Consider the following 23,067-nt stretch of genomic DNA (forward strand, 5'->3'; position numbering starts at 1 on the left):
CGCGCTGCGGTGATTCCCACGAACCGCTGACCGGGTTTCAGTCGCGGTCGGTACAGGGCCACGTGCTCGTCGAAGCTCGTCGCGCGCGCGACCGCCCGCACTCCGTGGAAGGGGCGATGCAGGTCACGAGCATCGGCGCGGCCCGGCTGATGCCGGCCGCGGCAGCCTGGCGCACGTGGAAGGTCTCACCGAGTCGGGCGGGTAGAGCGATGCGATGGCGCATGCCGAGATCCTGCCGCTTCGCAGCTCTCGCCCGCACGCGAAGGCGCCCCTGCTGTGGAGAACTCCCCGCCCCGGGCGACGGGAGCAGGAAAGTGCCGCTGCGCGAGCGCGCGGAGCGGCACTTTCCTGCTCCGCTGCGGCTCAGCGCTCGGGGAGCAGATCCATCGCGGCGGTGCGGCGCTGGGTGATCGTGACGGAGCGCATGCCGAACAGGCGGACGGCGCGTCCATGCTGGTAGGGGAGCCAGCCGGGCGTGCGCTCGTGGATGAATGCCACCCAGGCTTGGTGCATCTCATCGGCCAGGTGTTGTGGAGCCTCATCGCCGACCAGCGAATGCCACGACCCTGAGCGCAGGCCATCGAAGACGAAGCCGAGCTCGACGGCGTGCGCGGCGCGCAGATCGCGGATCGGACTCTCCCAGATGAACTCGTAGAAGTAGGTCGGGGCCTGCCGCCGCTGCGCGAGCCGGGATGCGGGGGCGCGCAGCAGCAGGTCGGTGGCGATCTGGCCGAGCAGTTCACCGGGGAGAGCCGCCGGCCAGGCCGCCCGATAGGCGCTGATTGCACGGTGACGGATGCGCAGGGCAAGCCGGGCGATCAGCACACGCAGCTCGGAGACGCGGGCGAGAGCCTGCGGTGAGAACCAGAGGCGGTACTCATCGGTGTTCGTACCGATCAGGAGAGGTGTCGCGATCTCGGCCAGAACCTCGTGCGGCGACCGCGGCAGTGAATCCGGATCCAGGGCGAGGTGGAATCCCGGCGTGCGTCCGAGTGGCGACGATCCGGCGGATTGCTGTCGCCGCGCCTCGACGAGTTCATCGGGCCTGCGGCGTGCGAAGCCCTCGCGTGTCGCGGGGACTTTCAGGCGCTTCGCCAGGGCACCGGTCACCTTGCCGGCGACAGACGCCGGCTTCGCTTCCAGCGGCGCCGACTGGATGATCGCCCCGCTGACGAGGGGCCTGGTGTCGTCGCGTGCCAGGAGCGCGGCGACGAGACTGCCGCCCGCTGACTCGCCCATGAGGGTGATTCGACCCGGGTCGCCGCCGAACGCCGCGATCTCGGCGTGCACCCATTGCAGTGCGGCGGCGACATCGCGCAGCCCGAGGTTTAGCGGGGCATCCTTCAGCACGGAGAAGCCTTCGGATCCGAGACGGTAGTTCACCGAGACATAGACGATGCCATCGGCCGCGAAGGACGTGCCGTCGTACCCCGACAACGCCGCCGTGCCCCGCTCGAACGCGCCGCCGTGGATCCAAACGACCACCGGTGCTGCCTCTGCGTCGGCCGGCGCCCACACGTTCAGGGTGAGGATGTCTTCGCCCGGGATCTGCACGCTGCCGAGCAGGGAGGACATCGGTGCGGGGTAGGGCGACTGCGGGGCGGTGGGGCCGAACGCGACGGCGGGGCGGATGCCGCTCCAGCTCGCCACCGGCTGTGGCGGGCGGAACCGGTTCTCACCGAACGGCGCTGCGGCATAGGGCACGCCGAGAAAACGCCGGATGCCGTCTGTCTCGCTCCCGGCGATCGTCCCCACCGAGAGAGCGACCGTTGTCTCTTCCCCCATGGCGGTCATGCTACGGGGTCTCGCGGCGGGTAGAATTGGCACTCAGCGAGTGTGAGTGCCAACAGGAGGGAGCGACATGGTCTCGGAACGCGGGCTGCAGGTACTGCGGGCGATCGTGCAGGACTATGTCGAGACCCATGAGCCGGTCGGCAGCCGTTCGATCGTTGAGCGCCACGCCTTCGGGGTGTCCGCGGCCACCATCCGCAATGACATGGCCCAGCTCGAGGACGAAGACCTCATCACGGCTCCTCATACGTCGTCTGGGCGCGTGCCCACCGACAAGGGGTACCGCGTGTTCGTCAACCACCTGGCGCAATTGCGCCCGCTCAGCGGGGCGCAGCGGGCAGCGATCGAGTCGTTCCTCGTGGCGCCGGCAGACCTAGACGACCTCATGGCCCGCACAGTGCGCGTGCTGACACAGCTCACCGGACAGGTGGCTCTCGCGCAGTATCCGTCCTTCGCCCGCGCCAAGATCACCCACCTCGAGCTCGTCGCCCTCGCGCCGAATCGGGTGCTGGTGATCCTGGTGACGGATGCCGGCGGCATCTCGCAGCGCGTTGCCCCGCTGCCCATCGACATCGACGAAGAAGACATCGCCGTGCTGCGTGCGCGGCTGTCGGCGGTGATCTCTGGGCGCCCCGTGGCCGATGCCAGCGAGCGCGTCGGCGATCTCGGCCCCGTTGAGCCTGCTGGCGCCCGCACCCAGCCGGCGCTCGACGTGATCGCCGGGGTGATCTCCGAAGAGCTCGGCGAGTTCCGCCAGGACCGTCTGGTGATGGCCGGAGCCGCAACCCTCGCCCGAAGGGAACAGGACTTCCGCGGCAGCATCCATCCGCTTCTCGAGGCCATCGAGGAGCAAGTGACCCTGCTGCGCCTGATGAGCGAGATGGTCACCGACGAGCATGGACTCGCCGCGAGCATCGGCACCGAGAACGCGCCGTTCGGTCTGGGCGAAGCCTCGATCGTGGCGAGCAACTACGCTGCCCCCGGTGGCACAGCCCGCGTCGGTGTGATGGGACCGACGCGCATGGACTACCCGACCAACCTCGCCGCCGCCCGTGCGGTGGCGCGCTACCTCTCGAGACTGCTCGAGGACGACGACTCCGGGCGCTGAGCGCCCGCGACGCACACACTCAGAAAGGTGACTGTGGCGGACCACTATGAAGTTCTCGGGGTGTCTCGTGACGCCTCCCAGGACGAGATCAAGAAGGCTTACCGACGACTGGCGCGCCAGTTGCACCCCGATGTGAACCCGGGTGAGGATGCCGCCGAGAAGTTCAAGCTCGTCACGCATGCCTATGACGTGCTGAGCGACGAGGACTCGCGGCGCCGCTACGACATGGGCGGCGACGCGAACGGTGGCTTCGGCGCCGGGGGCTTCGGCGGCTTCGGCGACATCTTCGAGACGTTCTTCGGTGCGGGGTCCGGCGCGCGCAATGCCCGTCCGCGGTCGCGCCGCGAGCGGGGGCAGGATGCCCTTGTGCGCGTCAACCTCGACCTCGGTGACGTGGTCTTCGGCACGCACCGTGACATCGAGGTCGACACGGCGGTGCTGTGCGAGACGTGCCAGGGCAGCTGCTGCCAGCCGGGCACCTCGCCGGTGACATGTGATGTCTGCGGTGGCTCGGGCCACGTGCAGCGTCAGGTGCGCAGTCTGCTCGGCAACGTCGTCACCTCGCAGCCGTGCGGTACATGCGAGGGCTTTGGCACGACCATCCCGAACCCGTGTGTCTCGTGTGGCGCCCAGGGACGGGTGCGCTCCCGCCGCACCGTGTCGCTCGACATCCCTGCCGGTGTCGAGACCGGACTGCGTCTGCAGCTTCCCGGTTCGGGTGAGATCGGTCGTGCCGGAGGTCCGCACGGTGACCTCTACGTCGAGGTCACGGTCGCGCCGCACCCGGTGTACAGCCGCGAGGGCGACGACCTGCTCGCCACGCTCGAGGTCTCGATGACGGATGCCATCCTCGGCACCTCCACGACGATTGATGGCCTCGATGGCAAGGTCGAGCTCGACATCCGCCCTGGCGTGCAGTCCGGCGACGTGCTCACCATCGACGGCCGTGGCATCACGCCGCTGCGCGGCAGCCAGCGCGGCGACCTGCGCGTGGGCGTTCAGGTGGTCACACCGACCAAACTCGACTCCGCCCAGCGCGCGCTCATCGAGGACTTCGCGAAGAAGACCAAGGCGCCGGCGCCCAAGCTGTCGCAGTTCCAGCCGGGACTGTTCTCGAAGCTGCGCGACCGCTTCCGCAGTCACTGATCGAACGGAGCCTCATGGCGCTGCACTTCCTCACCCCGTCCTGCACCGACGCGCGTGTCGGTGACGTCGTCGTCCTCACCGGGGCGGAGGCCAAGCACGCCGCTGTGGTCCGTCGCGTGCGCGTCGGCGAGAGCGTGACCGTGGGCGACGGTGAGGGCGTGTGGCTGGAGGGAGTCGCGGAAGACGTCTCGGCCACCGAGGTGCGCGTGCGCATCACGGGCCGCCGTGAGCAGGAGCTACCTGTCGTGCGGCTGCTGCTCGCTCAGGCGCTGGCCAAGGGAGACCGTGACGAACTGGCCGTGCAGGCCGCGTGCGAACTCGGTATCGACGGCATCGTGCCGTGGCAGGCCGCCCGCAGCATCTCGCGCTGGGAGGGTGCGAAGGCAGCCAAGGGCCGAGAGCGCTGGGCGACGATCGTCCGGGAGGCCGCAAAACAGGCCCATCGCAGCTGGGTTCCTCCGGTGGAAGACGTTCAGAACACGGCGGCGCTGGTCGCCCGGGCTGCCACCGAGCGGGTGCTCGTGCTCGATCCGACCGCGGAGGCCCGCCTCAGTGCCGTGCGCCCTGACGAGCGCAGCATCCTGCTCGTCGTCGGGCCGGAGGGCGGCATCACGCCTGAAGAGTTGCAGAAGCTCGAGCAGGCCGGCGCCGAGCGGGTGCGACTGGGCGCCACGGTGCTGCGCACATCGACCGCAGGTCCTGCCGCGATCGCGGTGCTCTCCGGCATCCTGGACCGCTGGTGAGGCGCCGGGAAGAGCCCCGTCGATAGACTGGACGGTATGAGCGAACCCACGATCTTCACGCGCATCCGCACCGGGGAGATCCCTGGTGAGATCCTTGCCGAGACCGATCGGGTCTTCGTGCTGCGTGACATCGCCCCGCAGGCTCCGGTGCACCTGCTGGTGATTCCCAAGACCGAGCAGTACCGCGATGTCGTCGAGCTCGCGGCGGGTGACCCCACATTGCTCGCTGAGATCGTCGAGGTCGCGGGGAAGGTCGCGCGCGAGCACGCCGATGGCGACTTCCGTCTCGTTTTCAACACCGGCCCCCATGCCGGACAGACCGTGTTCCACGTGCACGCCCATGTGCTGGCCGGGGGACTGGATGAGAAGAGTGTCGGTGCCTGAACCGAAGAACGACGAGCGCACGGAGCGCATCTACGCCGACGGCGTCGCGATGGTGCAGCTGCTCGGCCCGCAGGACCGCCTGCTCCGGATGCTGGAGCGCCAGCATCCGCAGGTGCAGGTGCTGGTCCGCGGTAACGAGATCACCCTCACCGGCGCGGATGCTGATGTCGCGGCGGCCAAGGCTCTTGTCGATGAGCTGATCGCGATGACCACGGCCGGACATGATCTCGCGCCCAGCGACGTCGAGACGTCCGCCCGCCTGCTGCGCCGCGACGAAGGCCCGCGCCCCAGCGAGGTGCTCGGCGAGGCGATCCTGTCCACCCGCGGCAAGGTCATTCGCCCCAAGACGCAGGGCCAGAAGGAGTACGTCGACGCGATCGAGGAGAACACGATCGTGTTCGGCATCGGCCCCGCCGGCACGGGCAAGACCTACCTCGCGATGGCGAAGGCCGTGCAGGCCCTGCAGCGCAAAGAGGTCAACCGCATCATCCTCACCCGCCCCGCGGTCGAAGCAGGGGAGCGCCTGGGATTCCTGCCGGGCACCCTCACCGACAAGATCGACCCGTACCTGCGTCCGCTCTACGACGCACTCAACGAGATGATGGACCCCGAGATCGTGCCGCGCCTGATGGCCGCAGGCACGATCGAGGTCGCCCCGCTGGCCTACATGCGCGGGCGCACGTTGAACGACTCGTTCGTCGTGCTCGATGAGGCGCAGAACACCACCCCCGAGCAGATGAAGATGTTCCTCACCCGTCTCGGCTTCGGCACGAAGATGGTTGTGACCGGTGACATCACGCAGGTTGACCTGCCGCAGGGGTCATCCGGTCTGCGACTGGTCACCCGCGTGCTCAACGACATCGACGACATCCACTTCTCGCGTCTGACCAGTGATGACGTCGTGCGTCATTCACTCGTGGGGCGCATTGTGGATGCCTACAGCGAATACGACGAGCAGCGCACCGCCGCCCGTCACGAACGTCAGCAGGCGCATGAGTTCGCGAACCGCGCCGACCGTCGTGCGGGCCTGCGCGACCGAAAGCCGAAGCGAGGACTGTCATGATCGAGATCAACAACGAGTCGGGCATCGAGGTCGATGAGACGGTGCTGCAGCGGCTCACTGCCTTCAACCTCGCCCAGCTGCACGTCAGCCCCGACGCCGAGGTGGCCATCGTGCTGGTCGACGAGGGCGCGATGGAGTCGCTGCACGTGCAGTGGATGGACGAGCCTGGGCCCACCGATGTGCTGAGCTTCCCGATGGATGAGCTGCGGCCCGGCACCGCCGATCGCCCGACGCCCCCGGGGCTGCTCGGCGACATCGTGCTCTGCCCCCAGGTCGCCGATGCCCAGGCGCAGGCGGCCGGACAGTCGCTGACAGACGAGCTCGTGCTCCTGACGACGCACGGCCTGCTGCACCTGCTGGGCTTCGACCACGCCGAGCCGGATGACGAGCGCGAGATGTTCGGCCTGCAGCGCGAGCTCATCGTGGCGTTCGCCGCCGCAGAGCGTCACCGATGACCGCAGTCTTCCTGTTTGCGGCGGCCGTGCTGCTCGTCGCCTTCGGCGGCCTGATGGCCGCTGTGGACGCGGCCTTCGCGGTCCGTTCGCGCAGCGACCTGCTGGTGCTTGCCTCGGAGGGGCGCAATGCGCAGGCCCTTGAGCGCATCGCCGATGACCCCGATTCGCACGTCAACGCGGTTGCGTTCATGCGTGTCGTCTCCGAGACGACAGCCGCCGTGCTCGTCACCGTGGCGCTCAGCCTGTTGCTGCCCAACATCTGGTGGACGATGCTCGCCGCCGCGGTGCTCATGACCGGCATCACGTTCGTGCTGGTCGGGGCTAGTCCGCGATCGTACGGACGCCTGCACGCCGACGGACTGCTCCGCTTCTGGGCGCCCGTGATCCGCGGCGTGCGGATCCTGCTCGGCCCGCTCGCGCAGGCGTTGGTCACGGCCGGCCGCCGGGTCACGCCGCGGGGCGGACGCAGCAGCTTCACCTCGGAAGAGCAGCTGCTGAGCATGGTCGATGAGGCCGCATCCAACGACCTCATCGAAGAGGACGACCGTGATCTGATCCACTCGGTTTTCGACTTCACCGACCAGTTCGTGCGCGCGGTGATGGTGCCGCGCACCGAGATGGTGACGGTGGATGCCACCGCGAACACGACCGACGCCATGGCCCTGTTCCTACGCAGCGGTGTCTCCCGCATGCCGGTGGTCGACGATGAAGCGGACGACGTCGTCGGTGTGCTTTACCTGAAGGACCTGGTGCAGTTCGCCTACCGCGACGAGAGCGCGTGGCGTGGTGCGCCGGTGCGACCGATCGCACGCCCGGCGACGTTCGTTCCGGAGTCCATGCGGGCTGAGACGCTGTTGCAGCAGATGAAGCGCGACGCTGTGCACGTGTGCATTGTCATCGACGAGCACGGCGGCATCTCGGGCCTGGTGACCCTGGAGGATCTGATCGAAGAACTCGTCGGGGAGATCTCCGACGAGTACGATCGCGGTCCCGCCGAAGTCGTGGAGCTTTCGGCCGGGCACTACCGGGTGAGTTCGCGGCTGTCGCTCGAAGACGTGGGTGATCTGTTCGGCCTGGAACTCGAAGACGAGGATGTCGACTCGATCGGCGGTCTGCTCGGCAAGGCACTCGGACAGGTGCCCCAGCCCGGTGTGACCGCGACGATCGATGGCCTGGTGCTCACCGGCGGTGCCTCTCGCGGGCGTGGCCGGGGCATTGCAACGGTGTTCGTGGAGCGGGCGCCAGAGCCCGTGGAAACCGATGAAGAAGAGGATGAGCGGGATGACTGAGAAGATGCGCAGCGGCTTCGTGACCTTCGTCGGGCGGCCGAACGTCGGCAAGTCGACGCTCACGAACGCACTGGTGGGGGAGAAGATCGCGATCACCAGCGAGAAGCCGCAGACCACTCGGCGGGCGATCCGCGGCATCCTCAACCGGCCGGATGGCCAGCTCGTGATCGTCGACACCCCTGGCATCCACAAGCCCCGCACGCTGCTGGGCGAGCGCCTCAACGACCTCGTGGAGCAGGTGCTGGGCGATGTCGACGTGATCGGCTTCTGCGTGCCCGCCACCGAGAAGGTTGGTCCGGGAGACCGCCGCATCGCCGCGTCGCTGGACGGTTACCCGCGCGCCAAGAAGGTCGCCATCGTCACCAAGACGGATGCCGCCGACAAGGACGCGATCATGGAGCGACTGATGGAGGTCGACTCACTGCGGGAGGACTGGGCCGCCGTCATCCCGCTTTCGGCGCTCACGCGTGAGCAGTTGGACGTGCTTGCCGACGAGATGCTGCAGCTGATGCCCGAGGGCCCGCCGCTGTACGACGAAGGCGTGGTCACCGATGAGTCTGAGGATGACCGGATCGCGGAGATCATCCGCGAGGCGGCACTCGAGGGTGTCCGTGACGAGCTTCCGCACTCGATCGCCGTGGTCGTCGACGATGTCGAGCCGCGTGAGGAGGGCGACCTCACCGATGTCTATGCCTCGATCGTGGTCGAACGCGACAGCCAGAAGGCCATCATCATCGGCCACAAGGGCTCTCGGCTCCGCGACGTCGGCGCCAGGGCGCGTGGCGGCATTGAAGAGCTGCTGGGTACCCGCGTGTTCCTGAAACTGCACGTCAAGGTCGCCAAGGAATGGCAGCGTGACCCCAAGCAGCTCGGTCGCCTCGGTTTCTGAGTATGGCGATGCGGTGGGTCGCGACGGCATGGGGTAGTCCCGCGGCGTGGACCTTCGAGGAGTACGAGCCGCCGGCGCCCCGGAGCGACGAGGTCACGATCGCGGTCCACGCCGCAGGGGTGAACCCGGCGGATGCGAAGCACGTCGCCGCCCCGCGCGACGGAGTGCAGCTGCCCGTGCCGATCGGTTATGAAGTCGCCGGTACGATCTCGGCGACTGGCAACGCGGCTGTCTCGGCGACCGGGACGCAGCTGACCGTCGGGGATGAGGTGCTCGCCTTCCGCGTGCGCGGCGGGTATTCGACCGCGCTGACGGTGCCCGCCGCCGACGTGCTGCACAAGCCGGCGAGTCTGCCCTTCGCTGAGGCGGCGAACCTGCTGCTCGCGGGCACCACCGCCGCCGAGATGCTCGCGGTGACCGCCGCGGCGCCGGGTGAGACGATCCTGTTGCACGGCGCGTCAGGGGCCGTGGGGGTCAGCGTGCTGCAGCAGGCGGGGCTGCGCGGCATCCGCGTGATCGGCACCTGCTCGCCCGCGCGCGCGGAGGAGGTGCGCAGGTTCGGCGGGGTCCCGGTTGCCTACGGTGCGGGGCTGGCCGACCGCGTGCGGCTCGCGGCCGATGGCGCGCCGATTGCGGCCGCGCTGGATGCCGTCGGAACCGACGAGGCCGTGGAAGTGTCACTCGAGCTCGTGTCCGAACGCCGCCGCATCGTCACGATCGTCGGTGCCGGGCGCGCGCGTGCCGAGGGCTTCGTGGCGATCGCCGGATCACTGCCGCACAGCGCCCGATTCCGCGATGCCGTGCGGGGTGAACTCGTCGCCCTCGCGGGCGCCGGGCGACTCGTCGTCCCAATGGCGGGCACGTTTCCACTGGCGCAAGCGCGGGAAGCCACGCGCGTCCTCGCCACCGGGCACCCCGGCGGCAAGATCGCGCTGCTGCCCTGATCGAGCTCGTTCAGCCCTCGACAAGACGCAGCGCGGAACGGATCACCACGACATCCGTGCCGTAGTCGTCGTCGGCGGCCTGCTGGAGGGTGCCGTCGTCCCACACGACGTCGACGATGAGACGGCCTTCGACCGGCATCGAACTCAGGTACTGCGAACCGTCGTCGCCGAGAAGGCCGGGCAGTTGGTCCTGGATCTCGATCAGCGTCGCCTCATCGGAGTCGCCCGGCCCCTGATCGACCGGTGTCTCCGGCGCCATGGGGTCGTACAGCGCGAGCATCATCGGATCCTGCGTGGGCGTGAACGTCTCGCCGTCGTAGATGCCGATGAGCGCATAGGCGCCCCAGCGGGTGGAGCCGCTCGTCTCGTTCCCCTCGACGCCCTCCCAGCTCCACCCCACAACGGGGATGCCGTTGCACTGCGGTGGGTACGACTCGGCCACCGCGCCCATGCAGAACTCGACCGCTCCGTCGACATCCATCACGGTTCCCGTGCCCACGACCTCACCCATCGGTGGCGCCGGCACCGCCGCGCCGAGCGTCTTCCCATCGCGAACGGCGGTCGTGGTGGGCGCGGGGGAGCCGGCGCTGCTCGTGCAGCCCGCGAGGGCGAGGATGCCGATGGTGCATGTGGCCACCGTGAAGAGGGCCGCTCTGGCAAGACGCGAGGTATCCATACCGTTCAGTGTCGCCGCTCACGCGATCGTCTCAGGCGGGTGTGTGCGGCGGGGCATCCGATGCTGTTACGATCAACGCATGCCTATCGGCGGTCTGCTTCTTCTTAGTTGCCGCGACGAGGCCTGATTCCCGGGCCTACCTCGTCGCGGCGCTTGTGTTGGCCTGACACTTTCTGATTCAAGAGAAGAAGCCCCGACATGCAGAACAATCAGCGTCCCTCGTCGATGCCGGTCCACAAGTACCGCCCGTACCACGAGCAGATCCGCGTCGATCTTCCCGACCGCAGCTGGCCCGACAAGCGCATCACCGAAGCGCCGCGCTGGTGCGCGGTCGACCTGCGCGACGGCAACCAGGCCCTCATCGACCCGATGTCCCCCGAACGCAAGCGCGTCATGTTCGAGCTGCTGGTGAGCATGGGCTACAAGGAGATCGAGGTCGGTTTCCCCTCGGCCAGCCAGACCGACTTCGACTTCGTGCGCCAGCTCATCGAAGAGGGCCTCATCCCCGAGGATGTGACCATCCAGGTGCTGACCCAGGCGCGAGAGCACCTCATCGCTCGCACCTACGAGGCGATCGCCGGCGCGAAGCAGGCCATCGTGCACTTCTACAACTCGACGAGCGTGCTGCAGCGCGAGGTCGTGTTCCGCTCAGATCGTGAGGGTGTGAAGCAGATCGCCCTCGAGGGTGCTCGCCTGTGCCGTCAGTATGAGAAGACGGTGCCCGACACCGAGGTGTACTACGAGTACTCGCCCGAGAGCTACACCGGCACGGAGCTCGAGTACGCGGTCGAGGTGTGCAACGCCGTGCTCGACGTTCTCGAACCCACGCCGTCGCGCAAGGTCATCATCAACCTGCCCGCCACCGTCGAGATGGCCACCCCGAACGTGTATGCCGACTCGATCGAGTGGATGAACCGCCACCTCGCGCACCGCGAGAACGTCATCCTCTCGCTGCATCCGCACAACGACCGCGGTACCGCGATCGCCGCCGCGGAGCTCGGCTACATGGCCGGTGCCGACCGCATCGAGGGCTGCCTGTTCGGCAACGGCGAGCGCACCGGCAATGTCGACCTCGTGGCGCTGGGTGTCAACCTGTTCACGCAGGGCATCGACCCGCAGATCGACTTCAGCGACATCGACCAGGTCAAGCGCACGGTCGAGTACTGCAACCAGCTGCCCGTGCCGGAGCGCAGCCCATGGGCCGGCGACCTGGTCTTCACGGCTTTCAGCGGTTCGCACCAGGACGCGATCAAGAAGGGCTTCGAGGCGATGGCCGCCACGGCTGCCGCCCAGGGCGTCTCGGTCGACGACATCGAATGGGCCGTGCCGTACCTGCCCATCGACCCGAAGGACCTCGGGCGCTCCTACGAGGCTGTCATCCGCGTCAACTCCCAGTCGGGCAAGGGTGGCGTGGCCTACCTGCTCAAGAGCGACCACGCGCTGGACCTGCCCCGCAAGCTGCAGATCGAGTTCTCGGGTGTCGTGCAGGCCAAGACGGATGCCGAGGGCGGCGAGGTCACCAGCGACCAGATCTGGGCGATCTTCAACGACGAGTACCTGCCGGCCGACACCGCCGACGCCAAGTGGGGCCGTTTCGAGCTGCTCGCCACGCAGACACGCAGTGACATGACCGGCGAGGTCGCGCTCGATGTGGTGCTGCGCGATGGCGATGAGCGTGTGGAGACGTCGGGTGCCGGCAACGGCCCGATCGCGGCGTTCATCGAGGTGCTGCGCGAACGCGGCTTCGACATCTCGCTTTACGACTACGTCGAGCACACCCTCTCCACCGGCGGAGACGCGCAGGCAGCCGCCTACATCGAGCTGCAGGTCGATGACCAGCGCCTGTGGGGCGTCGGCATCGACGGCGACATCTCGACCGCCAGCCTCAAGGCGATCGTGTCGTGCGTGAACCGCTCGATCCGCTCGCGGGCGGGCGAGCTCGTCGGCGCCTGACGTGCGGCGCACTCTTCGAGACGCCGCTTCTGCGTCGAAACGCCTGGGCAGAGCAGGCGCGTCGACGCAGAAGCGGCGTCTCGCTGTCTGCGCGGCTCAGTTCTCGACGCGCACGATGGGGATGATCCCCGTCTCGGTGGCGACCCGGCGGCGGTAGAGGCGGCGCTGCTCGGGCAGTGAGACGTCGAAGCTCACGGCGAGCACGCGGATGATCGCCGTGATGACGATGCCGATGACGGCGGCGAGCGTGATCGGCATCCCGAACGAGTTCGCGACGGCGATGAAGGTGCAGCCGGCGCCGGCTGCGACGGCATACAGCGACCCGACATGCATGATCGCGGTCGGCAGTCCCATGAGCATGTCGCGCAGCACGCCGCCACCGACGGCCGCGCAGACGCCGATGAAGACGGCGGGTACCTCGGGGATGCCGAGCGCGATGGCCTTGCTCGTTCCGAATGCCCCGAACATGCCGATGACGACGGCGTCGAGGACGACGATCACCTTGTTCAGCCGGTTGAAGAGGCCGGCGAGCAGCATCCCGAACAGGGCGGCGCCGGTCGCCGTCAGGAGGTACCAGTTGCTCTGCAGCGAGGCCGGCTGAAGCCCGAGCAGGATGTCGCGGATGAGACCGCCGCCCATGCCGATCATGATGCCGATGATGGCCACACCCAGCCAGTCCAGCCGGCGCTGACCCTGGAAGCCGGAGGCGAACATCGCGCCCTGCACTCCGCCGAGGCCGACGCCGAGCAGATCCGCCCACAACGGGATGGTGAAGAGGGGTTCGGTCACCCGTCCATTCTTGCGCGTGCGCTCGGCCGGTTCACCCATCCGCGGGGGATAATCGAGTGATGCCCACCTACCGAGATGAAGCGGTGATCCTGCGCACCCACAAACTGGGTGAGGCTGACCGCATCGTCATCCTGCTCTCGCGTCGGCACGGCAAGATCCGCGCGGTGGCTAAGGGCGTTCGGCGCACCTCGTCGAAGTTCGGTTCGCGGCTCGAACCGTTCATGGTCGCCGACGTGCAGTTGTATCAGGGGCGCTCCCTCGACATCGTGCAGCAGGCCGAGTCGCTCGGCGCGTACGGTGCCGACATCGCCGCGGACTACGACCGTTTCACCGCTGCCAATGCGATGGTCGAGACCGCCGACCGCCTCAACGACGCCGAGACGACCCCCGAGCAGTACCTGTTGCTCGTCGGGGGTCTTCGGGCGCTGTCCCGCGGCGAGCATGCCGCGCGAAGCATCCTGGACTCCTACCTGCTGCGCGTGATGTCGCTGTCGGGATGGGCGCCCTCGCTCGATGACTGCGCGCGCTGTGGCAGCCCCGGGCCGCACGCCGCCTTCGTGGCGCAACTGGGCGGCATGGTCTGTGGGTCATGTGCCCCCGCCGGCAGCCCTCGTATCGCGCCGTCTGCGCTCGCGCTGCTGCGGGCGCTGCTCGCCGGAGACTGGGAGACGATCGACCAGGCGCCGCACGCCGACACCGCGGCGGCATCCGGCACGATCGCCGCCTACGCCCAGTGGCACTTGGAGCGCGGCATCCGCTCGCTCGCACATGTCTCTGACTTTCGACCCGAAGGAGCACGGTGACCCCGAAGCCGTACACCCACAAGGATGCTGTTCCGTACCGTCCGCTGGACTGGACGGGCGTGTACCCGCCGGCCTTTCCCGCGGTGCCGAACCACATCGCGATCGTCATGGACGGCAACGGCCGATGGGCGAACCGGCGCGGCCTCACCCGCATCGAGGGGCACAAGGCCGGTGAGGAAGTGCTGCTCGACGTCGTCGCCGGTGCCATCCAGGCCGGGGTGAAGCACCTGTCGGTCTATGCGTTCTCGACCGAGAACTGGGCGCGCTCACCCGAAGAGGTGCGGTTTCTCATGGGGTACAACCGCGACGTGCTGCACCGCCGGCGTGACCAGCTCAACGAGTGGGGCGTGCGGGTGAAATGGGCTGGACGCAAGCCGCGGCTGTGGGGTTCGGTGATCACCGAGCTGCAGCGGGCCGAGGAGCTCACGCGCGACAACGACGTGCTCACGCTGACCATGTGCGTCAATTACGGGGGCCGCGTGGAGCTGGTGGATGCCATGCGCACGATGGCTGAGGAGGTCAAGGCCGGGCGCCTCAAGCCGAGCGCCATCAGCGAGAAGCAGATCCGCAAGCACCTCTACGTGCCCGACATGCCGGACGTGGATCTGTTCCTGCGCAGCTCGGGTGAGCAGCGCACGTCGAACTTCCTGCTGTGGCAGTCGGCCTACGCCGAGATGGTCTTCCTCGACACCCTCTGGCCCGACTTCTCGCGCGAAGAGCTGTGGCGGGCGATCGGCATCTACCTGGCGCGCGACCGGCGCTTCGGCGGCGCTATCGACACACCGGATGCCTCTGCCTGAGCGCGGATCCACGCCTCGGCTTCGCGCGGATGCCGGAAGCGGATCAGCTCGAGGTGAGGGTACTCCTGCTGCATCTGCGGCATCCGCTCGTGCCACGACCGCAGCGTGCGCTTCTGCCACTGCAGGATGTTCTGGTACGGGTCGGGATGGAACATGTTCGCGAGCCCGCGCTCGCGGTTGCCGTTCCACAGTTCGGTGCGCCGTACGGCGCGGATGAGCGTGCGCGTGAACAGTCGGCGTCGCACGGTCCGGTAGGGGTAGTCGAGCCAGATGACCAGCTGGCCGCGGGGCGCCAGGATCTCGCTCGTGCCGCGGCTGGTGTACTGCCACTCGGTGACCCAGCGGTCTTCGCGAGAAAACGCCTGGACGTCGGCGAGGAACTCCGGCCGCGGAGTCCAGTTCGGGCCGTGGAAAAGCGCGTCGATCTCGACATGACGCAGTCCCCAGAGGTCGCCGAGGCGCCGGGCGAGCGTCGTCTTCCCTGATCCCGTGACACCGGCGATGAGCACACGTTCCGAGGGCATCCGAGCATGCTAGCGCAGTGCACCGCCGGATCACGGTGGTTCGGTCCCTGAGCGAGGAGCGGAGCGACGAGACGAAGGTGGGGTGTCCGGTCCCTGAGCGAGGAGCGCAGCGACGAGACGAAGGGCGTTCCTGGATGCGCCGGGCCCTTCGTCTCGCTTCGCTCGCTCAGGGACCTGGGGTGTGCGGTTCCTGAGCGAGGAGCGCAGCGACGAGACGAAGGGCGCCTACGGCTCGGACTTCTTCGACTGGCGCTGCCGCACGCTCCAGCCACGAAGGCCCTCGTAGTTGCCGTCAATCAAGAGCTGCTTCTTCGCGCGGCTCCAACCATGTATGCGCCGTTCCCAGCCGAACGCGTCATCGATCCGCGCGAACTCCGAGTACCAGACGAGTTCGACGGGCAGTCGACGTCGTGTGTAGTCGCCGCCCTCGCCGTGCGAATGCTGCGCGAGTCGGTAGACGAGGTCGATGGTGCTACCCGTGTAGTAGCTGCCGTCAGAGCACGTGAGGATGTAGACGAAAGGCATCCGACGACGATAGGGGGAACGGTAGGCCGCGCGCTTGCGATGTCCACAGGTGCCGAGGGGCTGACCCTTCGTCTCGCTGCGCTCGCTCAGGGACCGCCCTTCGTCTCGCTGCGCTCGCTCAGGGACCTCGTGCGGCCGGTTCCTGAGCGAGGAGCGCAGCGACGAGACGAAGGGCGCTCAGAACCCGGACGGAATAGGGGTGGAGGCGATGGGGTTGGATGGAGGTGTGAGCGAACCTATCTCCATTGACATCTGGTCCGACATCGCCTGCCCGTGGTGCTACATCGGCAAGCGCAACCTGGAAGCGGGCCTGGCGGCGACCGCCGCCGACGAGGACGCGCCGCAGGTGAACATCACCTTCCACTCCTTCGAGCTCGCACCCGACACGCCGGTCGACTTCGAGGGCACCGAGATCGACTTCCTGGCCGGGCACAAGGGCATGCCGCGCGAACAGGTGCAGCAGATGCTCTCGCATGTCACCGGTGTCGCCGCCGACGCCGGACTCCAGCACCGCTTCGACCTGCTCCAGCACACCAACACCGTCAAGGCCCACGAGCTGCTCCACTTCGCGAAGGCCAAGGGCATGCAGCACGAGATGGAAGAGCGGCTGATGTCGGCCTACTTCACCGAGGGCAAGCATGTCGGCCGCGTCGACGACCTCGTCGCGCTGGCCGCTGAGGTGGGTCTGGATGCCGACGAGGCACGCGAGGCTCTGGAGAACGACGTCTATCTCGACGCCGTGCGCCAGGACCAGGCGCAGGCGCGCGCCTACGGCATCCAGGGTGTGCCGTTCTTCGTCATCGACGGGCAGTACGGCATCTCGGGCGCACAGCCGCCCGCCGCGTTCGAGAATGTGCTGCGTGACCTCTGGTCGCAGCGCGGGCAGGATGCTCAGGCAGCCCCCGCGGCCCAGAACTGACCCGGGCGGCGCACGCCGCAGCCGGGATCAGCGCCCGGCTGCGGTGAGCCCCGCCTCGATCGCCGCGACGATCTCCGGCGCATCCGGCTTCTGCTTGGGGCGGAAGCGCTGCACCGAACCGTCGGCAGTGACCAGGAACTTCTCGAAGTTCCACTCCACACGACCCGCCTTGCCACCGGCATCCGGGGTCTGCTTGAGCGCCTTGTAGAGCTCGGCGGCGTTGCGTCCGTTGACCTTGACCTTGTCGTTGACGGGGAAACTCACCCCGTACGTCGTGGAGCAGAACTCGAGGATCTGGTCCATCGAGCCCGGCTCCTGCCCGAGGAACTGGTTGCACGGAAAGCCGAGCACGGTGAAGCCACGCTCGCCATAGGTGCGCTGCAGCTGTTCGAGCTGCTCGTACTGCGGGGTCAATCCGCAACGCGAGGCGACGTTCACCACGAGGACGACCGGAGCCTGTTCACCGAGAGTCGTGGAGGCACCGTGGGCGTCGAGGAAGGGGATGTCGCGCAGCGCAGTCGTGGTCATATCCACAGCCTATGCGGGCATACGGGGACCGGGGTCGCGCGGTCTGGGAGAATGGAAGAGATGACTATCGCCACTGCCCCCGCACGCCCGTTGCGCATCGGCCCGATCGACCTCGACGTGCCGGTGGTTCTGGCACCCATGGCGGGTATCACCAACACCGCATTCCGCCGACTCTGCCGCGAATACGGTGCCGGCCTCTACGTCAGCGAGATGATCACCTCGCGCGCCCTGGTCGAGCGCAACGCGATCACGATGCGTCTCATCCAGCACCACGAGAGCGAGACCCCGCGGTCGATCCAGCTCTACGGCGTCGACCCGGCCACGATCGCCGAGGCCGTGCGCATCATCGTCGCCGAAGACCACGCCGATCACATCGACCTGAACTTCGGATGCCCCGTGCCCAAGGTCACCCGCAAGGGCGGGGGAGCAGCGCTGCCCTGGAAGGCATCGCTGTTCGCGGACATCGTCGACCGCGCGGTCAAGGCCGCCGGCGACATCCCGCTGACGGTCAAGATGCGCAAGGGCATCGACCGCGACCACCTCACCTTCCTCGACGCGGGACGTGCGGCCGAGGATGCCGGCGCCGCCGCCGTCGCCCTGCACGCGCGCACCGCCTCGGAGTACTACTCCGGGCACGCCGACTGGAGTGCGATCGGCGAGCTGAAGCAGGCTGTCACCAGCATCCCCGTGCTGGGCAACGGCGACATCTGGTCGGCCGATGATGCCGTGCGCATGATGGCCGAGACCGACTGCGACGGTGTCGTGGTCGGGCGCGGATGCCTCGGGCGCCCGTGGCTGTTCGGTGAGCTCGCGGCGGCCTTGGGCCCTTCGACAGGCTCAGGGACCCAGGACGGATCAGGGACCCAGGACGGATCAGGGACCCAGGGGGGTGTCGACGCGACGCTCGGCTTCGTGGCCGACGCGTTCCGTCGCCATGCGGAGCTGCTCGTGGAGTTCTTCGAGGACGAGGACCGCGGCTGCAAAGACATCCGCAAGCACGTCGCCTGGTATTTCAAGGGGTACCCGGTGGGCGGCGAGACCCGGTCTGCGCTCGCGCGGGTGTCGACCCTGCAGGAGATCGACGACATCCTCGGCACCCTCGGCGATGCTCCGTATCCGGGCGCGGCCGCCGAAGGCCAGCGTGGTCGTGCCGGTTCGGCGAAGCGCACCGCGCTGCCGGAAGGCTGGCTCGACTCCCGAGAGGTGGCCGCCGAGACCACCGACATGATGCGCGGCGCCGAAGTGGAGAACAGCGGTGGCTGAACCGTCGGCAGTCGCGTACGGCGAGCACGACTCCGAGCGCTTCTTCGCCGAGACTCACCGTTCCGAGCGCGACGATTTCGCCCGTGACCGCGCCCGTGTGCTGCACTCCGCGGCACTTCGTCGACTCGCCGCCAAGACGCAGGTGCTGAGCCCGGCGAGCACGGCGGACTTCGCCCGCAACCGGCTCACCCACTCGCTGGAAGTCGCGCAGGTGGGCCGCGAACTGGCCGTGGCACTCGGCGTCTCCGCCGACGTGGTCGACACGGCGTGCCTGAGCCACGATCTCGGGCATCCCCCCTTCGGCCACAACGGCGAGCGGGCGCTGAACGAGTGGGCAGAAGACATCGGTGGCTTCGAGGGCAACGCCCAGTCGCTGCGCATTCTCACCCGGCTCGAGGCCAAGGTGCTGGACGAGAACGATCATTCGGTCGGGTTGAACCTGACTCGGGCGAGCCTCGATGCGACGTGCAAGTATCCGTGGACTGTCGACAGTCCCGTTCCCGACCCCGGCGGCCGGCTGAAGTTCGGCGTGTATCCCGACGATGAGGCCGTGTTCCGGTGGATGCGCGACGGCGCCCCCGGACGGCTGCGCTGCATCGAGGCGGAGATCATGGATCTCTCGGATGACATCGGGTACTCCGTGCACGACTTCGAGGACGCGATCGTCAACGGCTACCTCGACGTGGCGCGGCTGTCGGGTCCTGCAGAGCATGAGGCGCTGGTCAGCCGGATCCAGCAATGGGTGGGCTACGACTTCACGCGCGACGAACTCGCCGACGCGCTGTACCGCCTCACCAGCCAGCCCATGTGGCTGCGCTCGTTTGACCGCTCGCGCGGTGACCTCGCCCGGCTGAAGAACCTCACCAGCGATCTCATCGGGCGCTTCGCCCGCGCCGCCGTCTCGGCGACGCGTGAGGCCTATCCCGGGCCCATCCTCTCGCGGTACAACGCCCACGTGGTGGTGCCACGGGTGGTCGAGGCCGAGATCGCCGTGCTCAAGGGCATCATGGGGCAGGCCATCGTGACGATCGATGCCCGGCGCGGCGTGTACAAGGAGCAGCGTCGAGTGCTGACCCGGCTCGCGGATGCGCTGTGGTCGACCGATGCGCTGTGGACGGCCGGTGCCGATGTGCTCGAGCCCGCCTTCGCGGCCGACTTCGTCGATGCCGAGACGGATGCACAGCGGGCGAGGGTCGTCGTCGATCAGGTCGCGAGCCTCACCGACCAGACCGCGCTGGACTGGCACGGCCGCCTCGTCGGCGACGTCGACCCGGCTGAGGTCGGCATCTGGACGCCGCGGCACGCACGCCCGCGCGCACATGTGGCACCGCGGGCCACCGCTGAACGGGTGTCCTGATGCCCCGCATCCGCCAGTCCGACGTCGAAGAGGTCAAGTCGCGCACGAATATCGCCGACATCGTCGGTGAGCGGGTGGCGCTGAAGTCGGCGGGTGTCGGATCGATGAAGGGGCTGTGTCCCTTCCACGATGAGAAGAGCCCCAGCTTCCACGTGCGCCAGCAGGTCGGCTTTTATCACTGCTTCGGCTGCGGAGCATCGGGCGATGTCTATTCGTTCCTGCGCGAAATGGATCACGTCAGCTTCACCGAGGCCGTGGAGCGGCTGGCAGGTCGAATCGGGTACACGCTCCATTACGAAGACGGGGGAGCGGCCCCTGAGACCAGCGGACGCAGTCGCTTGTATGCGGCGAACACCGCGGCGGCGGAGTTCTTCCGCTCGCAGCTGCTCACCCCTGACGCCGAAGCCGCCCGGCGCTTCCTGGGCGAGCGCGGCTTCGACGCGGGTGCGGCCGCGCACTTCGGTGTCGGCTTCGCGCCCAAGGGCTGGGACGGGATGCTGAAGGCACTCACCGCTCAGGGTTTCACCCGCGAAGAGCTCACGAACGCCGGACTCGTCTCGGCGGGGCAGCGCGGTGTGTACGACCGCTTCCGCGGACGTCTGGTGTGGCCCATTCGCGATGTCACCGGGCAGACCATCGGTTTCGGTGCCCGCCGACTGTTCGATGACGACAAGGGACCGAAGTACCTCAACACCCCCGAGACGCCGATCTACAAGAAGGCCCAGGTGCTGTACGGGCTCGATCTCGCCAAGCGGGACATCGCCCGTGGCGACCCGCGCCGTGTGGTCGTCGTCGAGGGCTACACCGACGTCATGGCCTGCCATCTCGCCGGCGTCACCACGGCGATCGCGACCTGCGGCACGGCGTTCGGGGCCGAGCACATCAAGACCCTGCGCCGCGTGATGGGCGATGACTCGGCGGCAGGTGAGGTCGTCTTCACCTTCGACGGTGACGAGGCGGGGCAGAAGGCCGCGCTGCGTGCGTTCTCGGAGGACTCCCGGTTCACCGCTCAGACCTTCGTTGCGGTGGCCCCCGACGGCCTCGACCCCTGCGATCTGCGGTTGCAGCGGGGGGATGCTGCCGTGCGCGGTCTGCTCGATGCCAAGGTGCCGATGTTCGAGTTCGCGATTGACCGCAAGCTGTCCGGCTATGACCTCGCGACGGTCGAGGGGCAGGTGGGAGCGCTGCGCGCGGCCGCACCGATCGTGGCCGAGATCCGCGACCCGCTGCTGCGCCCCGGCTACGAGCGGGTGCTCGCTCGCCGGCTCGGCATGGATCCGACCGATGTGCACCGTCAGGTGCGGGCAGCGGCGAGCGGCGCCGCTCACGGTCGCCGCGAGGCCACGCCCGAACCGGTCGTCGCCCCAGACGCGCCACCCATCGCACAGGTGCGCGTCGCTGACCTGCCGCGCACGGCCGAGGTCGCGCTCGAGCGGGACGCGCTGATGGGGATGCTGCAGTACGGGCACCAGGTGGATGCCACCCTGCTGTCGCGCGCGCTGGTGCATGCTTTCGCGCATCCTGGCCTCGACGCGGTGCGCGCGGCGATCGCCGCTGTACCTGATCACACGCGCGTGGGGTGGGTGACGCCGGCGATCGATTCCGTGCGCGAGCCCTACCGGGCGCTCGCGAATGAGCTGCTGATGATGCCGTTCCCGGCACGCGACGAGAGCGGAGCAGTCGCGTCCGCGACGGACCTGTGCCGCCGCCTCATCATGCGGGGCATCGACCGCGAGAAGCATGAGCTGCTCGGCGCGGTGCAGCGCGTGCCCGCCGAGTCCGATGGGGGGAGGGCATTGCGGTTGCGCCTGCGCGATCTCGACGCCGAGCGTCAGGTGTTCGCCGAGTCGTGACCCACGCGGCGAGGGAAACGGGCAGGATGGGGGGATGCCTGCCGCCGACGCCACTGCGATCGACTGTTCCGACCTTGTCATCGACCGATTCGGACACGGAGGCGCCACTCGCGCCGTGGACGGCGTCACGTTCACGCTGCGCCCCGGCGGGCTGATCTGCATCGCCGGCCCCACCGGGTCGGGCAAGTCCACACTCGTCTCCTCCCTTGCCGGCATCGTCGATTCCTCGCTCAAGGTCGTCGGCGGCCGCGCCGAGGTGGCCGGCGTCAACATTCGTGGCTCCGCGCGTCGGCTGCGGGCGCTCGGCGCTCTCGTCGGCTACGTCGAGCAGGGGGCGGGCGGCAACCTGCCACCGCGCCTCACGGTCGGTGAGGTCATCGGTGAGCCGCTCACTTCTCGGCAGAAGCGCGTCAACAGCAAGGCGCTGGCCATCCGGGTCGCCTCTCTGCTCGACGAACTGCACTTGCCGCTGGGGCTCGCGACGAAATTCCCGTACGAGCTCAGTGCCGGCATGCGTCAGCGGGTCGCCATCGCCCGGGCGTTCATGCTGGAGCCGCGGGTGCTGATCGCCGACGAGCCCCTCGCGAACCTCGATCTCGAAGTGCGTCCCGTCGTCTTCGACGCCATCACCCGCCGTCGCGAACAGCACGGGTTGGCCGCGCTGTTGGTCACCAACGATGCCGATTTCATCCGCGAGCTCGACGCCGAGGCGCTTATGCTCCGCGGCGGCCACGTGGTCGCCAGGGGAGTGGGCCGCAACCTCGTCTGGGCCCCGAATGCGCAGGCCGATTCCGGTCACTGAGCGCGCCACGCCCGGGCGGCGTCGCCGAGTTCTGGAGTCGCTCTGAGGTTTGCTAAGCTTGTCGAGTTGCCCGCCAGACGGGCACATTCCTCGGTAGCTCAATTGGCAGAGCAGCCGGCTGTTAACCGGCAGGTTCTTGGTTCGAGTCCAAGCCGGGGAGCCAACAGAAGGCGCCACATCCCAGTATTTTCAAGGGATGGGGCGCCTTCTCCCATGTACGACCGAAACCGTCGACGCGGCTCAACTCACCTTTTACTCACCAAAAACCCCCAAATCGGGGGTTTGGCCGGGGGAGGCGAGCAACGCCTACGTGTGTAAGCAGCTTCGTTCGGTGTCGTCGTTCTCGTACCGCTCCATGTCGTGATCGAATCCCGGTAGGTGATGAACGGACGGCTCGAGTTCTGATCAGGGCCTTGACCCTCGATCGTGGACACGGTGTCGTTTCGGTTATGCCGCTTCCGCG

The 23,067-nt window shown here is 68.2% G+C and carries 23 protein-coding genes and 1 tRNA gene; 18 read left to right on the forward strand and 6 right to left on the reverse strand.

Annotated elements, in window-relative coordinates; all coding sequences use genetic code 11:
* Positions 1 to 363: 363 nt before the first annotated feature.
* The gene (locus WDU93_RS13055; RefSeq protein ID WP_337321333.1) at positions 364 to 1,785 is read right to left on the reverse strand and encodes a carboxylesterase/lipase family protein; all 1,422 of its coding nucleotides are present in this window, start codon (positions 1,783 to 1,785) and stop codon (positions 364 to 366) included.
* A 76-nt stretch (positions 1,786 to 1,861) separates the two neighbouring features.
* Between WDU93_RS13055 and hrcA the strand changes: the two genes are divergently transcribed.
* From hrcA to WDU93_RS13100, 9 genes are read left to right on the forward strand one after another with little or no spacing between them, the layout of a single operon-like run.
* Positions 1,862 to 2,899: a heat-inducible transcriptional repressor HrcA gene (gene hrcA, locus WDU93_RS13060; RefSeq protein ID WP_337321335.1), complete on the forward strand. Its 1,038-nt coding sequence runs from the start codon at positions 1,862 to 1,864 to the stop codon at positions 2,897 to 2,899.
* Positions 2,900 to 2,932: 33 nt separating this feature from the next.
* Positions 2,933 to 4,045 (forward strand): molecular chaperone DnaJ, encoded by a 1,113-nt coding sequence (gene dnaJ, locus WDU93_RS13065; RefSeq protein ID WP_337321378.1) that lies wholly within the window; start codon positions 2,933 to 2,935, stop codon positions 4,043 to 4,045.
* 14 nt (positions 4,046 to 4,059) lie between these two features.
* Complete coding sequence (locus tag WDU93_RS13070; RefSeq protein ID WP_337321337.1) at positions 4,060 to 4,788, forward strand: 16S rRNA (uracil(1498)-N(3))-methyltransferase; 729 nt, start codon at positions 4,060 to 4,062, stop codon at positions 4,786 to 4,788.
* A gap of 36 nt (positions 4,789 to 4,824) precedes the next feature.
* A complete protein-coding gene (locus WDU93_RS13075) occupies positions 4,825 to 5,172 on the forward strand; it encodes an HIT domain-containing protein (protein ID WP_337321339.1) in 348 nt (115 codons plus the stop codon).
* Positions 5,150 to 6,235, forward strand: coding sequence for a PhoH family protein (locus tag WDU93_RS13080; RefSeq protein WP_337321342.1), 1,086 nt, complete (start codon positions 5,150 to 5,152; stop codon positions 6,233 to 6,235). The genes WDU93_RS13075 and WDU93_RS13080 overlap by 23 nt, the downstream gene beginning before the upstream one ends.
* Positions 6,232 to 6,690 (forward strand): rRNA maturation RNase YbeY, encoded by a 459-nt coding sequence (gene ybeY, locus WDU93_RS13085; RefSeq protein WP_337321344.1) that lies wholly within the window; start codon positions 6,232 to 6,234, stop codon positions 6,688 to 6,690. Before WDU93_RS13080 ends, ybeY begins: the two co-directional genes overlap by 4 nt.
* The gene (locus WDU93_RS13090; protein WP_337321346.1) at positions 6,687 to 7,979 is read left to right on the forward strand and encodes a hemolysin family protein; all 1,293 of its coding nucleotides are present in this window, start codon (positions 6,687 to 6,689) and stop codon (positions 7,977 to 7,979) included. The genes ybeY and WDU93_RS13090 overlap by 4 nt, the downstream gene beginning before the upstream one ends.
* Complete coding sequence (gene era / locus WDU93_RS13095) at positions 7,972 to 8,868, forward strand: GTPase Era (RefSeq protein WP_337321348.1); 897 nt, start codon at positions 7,972 to 7,974, stop codon at positions 8,866 to 8,868. Before WDU93_RS13090 ends, era begins: the two co-directional genes overlap by 8 nt.
* A gap of 2 nt (positions 8,869 to 8,870) precedes the next feature.
* Positions 8,871 to 9,812 (forward strand): NADP-dependent oxidoreductase, encoded by a 942-nt coding sequence (locus WDU93_RS13100; RefSeq protein WP_337321350.1) that lies wholly within the window; start codon positions 8,871 to 8,873, stop codon positions 9,810 to 9,812.
* 10 nt (positions 9,813 to 9,822) lie between these two features.
* Here WDU93_RS13100 and WDU93_RS13105 read toward each other — a convergent pair whose 3' ends face one another.
* A complete protein-coding gene (locus WDU93_RS13105; RefSeq protein WP_337321352.1) occupies positions 9,823 to 10,488 on the reverse strand; it encodes a hypothetical protein in 666 nt (221 codons plus the stop codon).
* 198 nt (positions 10,489 to 10,686) lie between these two features.
* Between WDU93_RS13105 and leuA the strand changes: the two genes are divergently transcribed.
* On the forward strand, positions 10,687 to 12,441 hold the full coding sequence (leuA, locus tag WDU93_RS13110) for a 2-isopropylmalate synthase (protein ID WP_337321354.1): 1,755 nt from the start codon (positions 10,687 to 10,689) through the stop codon (positions 12,439 to 12,441).
* A gap of 96 nt (positions 12,442 to 12,537) precedes the next feature.
* On the opposite strand, the gene WDU93_RS13115 is transcribed toward leuA, so the two are convergent.
* Positions 12,538 to 13,230, reverse strand: a complete 693-nt coding sequence (locus WDU93_RS13115; protein WP_337321356.1) for a trimeric intracellular cation channel family protein — start codon at positions 13,228 to 13,230, stop codon at positions 12,538 to 12,540.
* A gap of 59 nt (positions 13,231 to 13,289) precedes the next feature.
* On the opposite strand from WDU93_RS13115, the gene recO reads away from it, so the two are divergent.
* Positions 13,290 to 14,033 carry a DNA repair protein RecO gene (gene recO, locus WDU93_RS13120; protein WP_337321358.1) on the forward strand — a complete coding sequence of 248 codons (744 nt, stop codon included), beginning with the start codon at positions 13,290 to 13,292 and terminating at the stop codon, positions 14,031 to 14,033.
* Positions 14,030 to 14,833 carry an isoprenyl transferase gene (locus WDU93_RS13125; protein ID WP_337321360.1) on the forward strand — a complete coding sequence of 268 codons (804 nt, stop codon included), beginning with the start codon at positions 14,030 to 14,032 and terminating at the stop codon, positions 14,831 to 14,833. Before recO ends, WDU93_RS13125 begins: the two co-directional genes overlap by 4 nt.
* Here the strand turns inward: WDU93_RS13125 and WDU93_RS13130 are convergent.
* Complete coding sequence (locus WDU93_RS13130; protein WP_337321362.1) at positions 14,773 to 15,357, reverse strand: P-loop NTPase family protein; 585 nt, start codon at positions 15,355 to 15,357, stop codon at positions 14,773 to 14,775. The genes WDU93_RS13125 and WDU93_RS13130 overlap by 61 nt on opposite strands.
* 225 nt (positions 15,358 to 15,582) lie before the next feature.
* Positions 15,583 to 15,882, reverse strand: coding sequence for a GIY-YIG nuclease family protein (locus WDU93_RS13135; RefSeq protein ID WP_337321364.1), 300 nt, complete (start codon positions 15,880 to 15,882; stop codon positions 15,583 to 15,585).
* A gap of 226 nt (positions 15,883 to 16,108) precedes the next feature.
* On the opposite strand from WDU93_RS13135, the gene WDU93_RS13140 reads away from it, so the two are divergent.
* A complete protein-coding gene (locus WDU93_RS13140; protein WP_337321366.1) occupies positions 16,109 to 16,801 on the forward strand; it encodes a DsbA family oxidoreductase in 693 nt (230 codons plus the stop codon).
* A 27-nt stretch (positions 16,802 to 16,828) separates the two neighbouring features.
* Here the strand turns inward: WDU93_RS13140 and WDU93_RS13145 are convergent, their stop codons facing one another.
* Positions 16,829 to 17,329 (reverse strand): glutathione peroxidase, encoded by a 501-nt coding sequence (locus WDU93_RS13145; protein ID WP_337321368.1) that lies wholly within the window; start codon positions 17,327 to 17,329, stop codon positions 16,829 to 16,831.
* A 60-nt stretch (positions 17,330 to 17,389) separates the two neighbouring features.
* Between WDU93_RS13145 and dusB the strand changes: the two genes are divergently transcribed.
* The 5 genes from dusB (at position 17,390) to WDU93_RS13170 (ending at position 22,767) form a co-directional block, all read left to right on the forward strand.
* On the forward strand, positions 17,390 to 18,592 hold the full coding sequence (dusB, locus tag WDU93_RS13150; RefSeq protein WP_337321370.1) for a tRNA dihydrouridine synthase DusB: 1,203 nt from the start codon (positions 17,390 to 17,392) through the stop codon (positions 18,590 to 18,592).
* Entirely contained in the window at positions 18,585 to 19,949 is a 1,365-nt protein-coding gene (locus WDU93_RS13155; protein WP_337321372.1) for a deoxyguanosinetriphosphate triphosphohydrolase, read from the forward strand. Before dusB ends, WDU93_RS13155 begins: the two co-directional genes overlap by 8 nt.
* On the forward strand, positions 19,949 to 21,802 hold the full coding sequence (dnaG, locus tag WDU93_RS13160) for a DNA primase (protein ID WP_337321374.1): 1,854 nt from the start codon (positions 19,949 to 19,951) through the stop codon (positions 21,800 to 21,802). Before WDU93_RS13155 ends, dnaG begins: the two co-directional genes overlap by 1 nt.
* A gap of 34 nt (positions 21,803 to 21,836) precedes the next feature.
* Positions 21,837 to 22,604, forward strand: a complete 768-nt coding sequence (locus WDU93_RS13165) for an ATP-binding cassette domain-containing protein (protein ID WP_337321376.1) — start codon at positions 21,837 to 21,839, stop codon at positions 22,602 to 22,604.
* 87 nt (positions 22,605 to 22,691) lie between these two features.
* Positions 22,692 to 22,767, forward strand: a tRNA-Asn gene (locus tag WDU93_RS13170).
* Positions 22,768 to 23,067: the final 300 nt, after the last annotated feature.

Origin of the sequence: Microbacterium istanbulense, assembly GCF_037204145.1 — a bacterium.
Lineage (GTDB): Bacteria > Actinomycetota > Actinomycetes > Actinomycetales > Microbacteriaceae > Microbacterium > Microbacterium istanbulense.

Coding starts and splice junctions, on each gene's coding strand:
- WDU93_RS13145 (WP_337321368.1), bottom strand. CDS start 17,329: ATGACCACGACTGCGCTGCGCGACATCCCCTTCCTCGACGCCCACGGT.
- dnaG (WP_337321374.1), top strand. CDS start 19,949: ATGCCCCGCATCCGCCAGTCCGACGTCGAAGAGGTCAAGTCGCGCACG.
- era (WP_337321348.1), top strand. CDS start 7,972: ATGACTGAGAAGATGCGCAGCGGCTTCGTGACCTTCGTCGGGCGGCCG.
- ybeY (WP_337321344.1), top strand. CDS start 6,232: ATGATCGAGATCAACAACGAGTCGGGCATCGAGGTCGATGAGACGGTG.
- WDU93_RS13090 (WP_337321346.1), top strand. CDS start 6,687: ATGACCGCAGTCTTCCTGTTTGCGGCGGCCGTGCTGCTCGTCGCCTTC.
- dusB (WP_337321370.1), top strand. CDS start 17,390: ATGACTATCGCCACTGCCCCCGCACGCCCGTTGCGCATCGGCCCGATC.
- WDU93_RS13070 (WP_337321337.1), top strand. CDS start 4,060: ATGGCGCTGCACTTCCTCACCCCGTCCTGCACCGACGCGCGTGTCGGT.
- WDU93_RS13105 (WP_337321352.1), bottom strand. CDS start 10,488: ATGGATACCTCGCGTCTTGCCAGAGCGGCCCTCTTCACGGTGGCCACA.
- WDU93_RS13165 (WP_337321376.1), top strand. CDS start 21,837: ATGCCTGCCGCCGACGCCACTGCGATCGACTGTTCCGACCTTGTCATC.
- WDU93_RS13080 (WP_337321342.1), top strand. CDS start 5,150: ATGAGAAGAGTGTCGGTGCCTGAACCGAAGAACGACGAGCGCACGGAG.
- leuA (WP_337321354.1), top strand. CDS start 10,687: ATGCAGAACAATCAGCGTCCCTCGTCGATGCCGGTCCACAAGTACCGC.
- WDU93_RS13135 (WP_337321364.1), bottom strand. CDS start 15,882: ATGCCTTTCGTCTACATCCTCACGTGCTCTGACGGCAGCTACTACACG.
- recO (WP_337321358.1), top strand. CDS start 13,290: ATGCCCACCTACCGAGATGAAGCGGTGATCCTGCGCACCCACAAACTG.
- hrcA (WP_337321335.1), top strand. CDS start 1,862: ATGGTCTCGGAACGCGGGCTGCAGGTACTGCGGGCGATCGTGCAGGAC.
- WDU93_RS13100 (WP_337321350.1), top strand. CDS start 8,871: ATGGCGATGCGGTGGGTCGCGACGGCATGGGGTAGTCCCGCGGCGTGG.
- WDU93_RS13055 (WP_337321333.1), bottom strand. CDS start 1,785: ATGGGGGAAGAGACAACGGTCGCTCTCTCGGTGGGGACGATCGCCGGG.
- WDU93_RS13130 (WP_337321362.1), bottom strand. CDS start 15,357: ATGCCCTCGGAACGTGTGCTCATCGCCGGTGTCACGGGATCAGGGAAG.
- WDU93_RS13075 (WP_337321339.1), top strand. CDS start 4,825: ATGAGCGAACCCACGATCTTCACGCGCATCCGCACCGGGGAGATCCCT.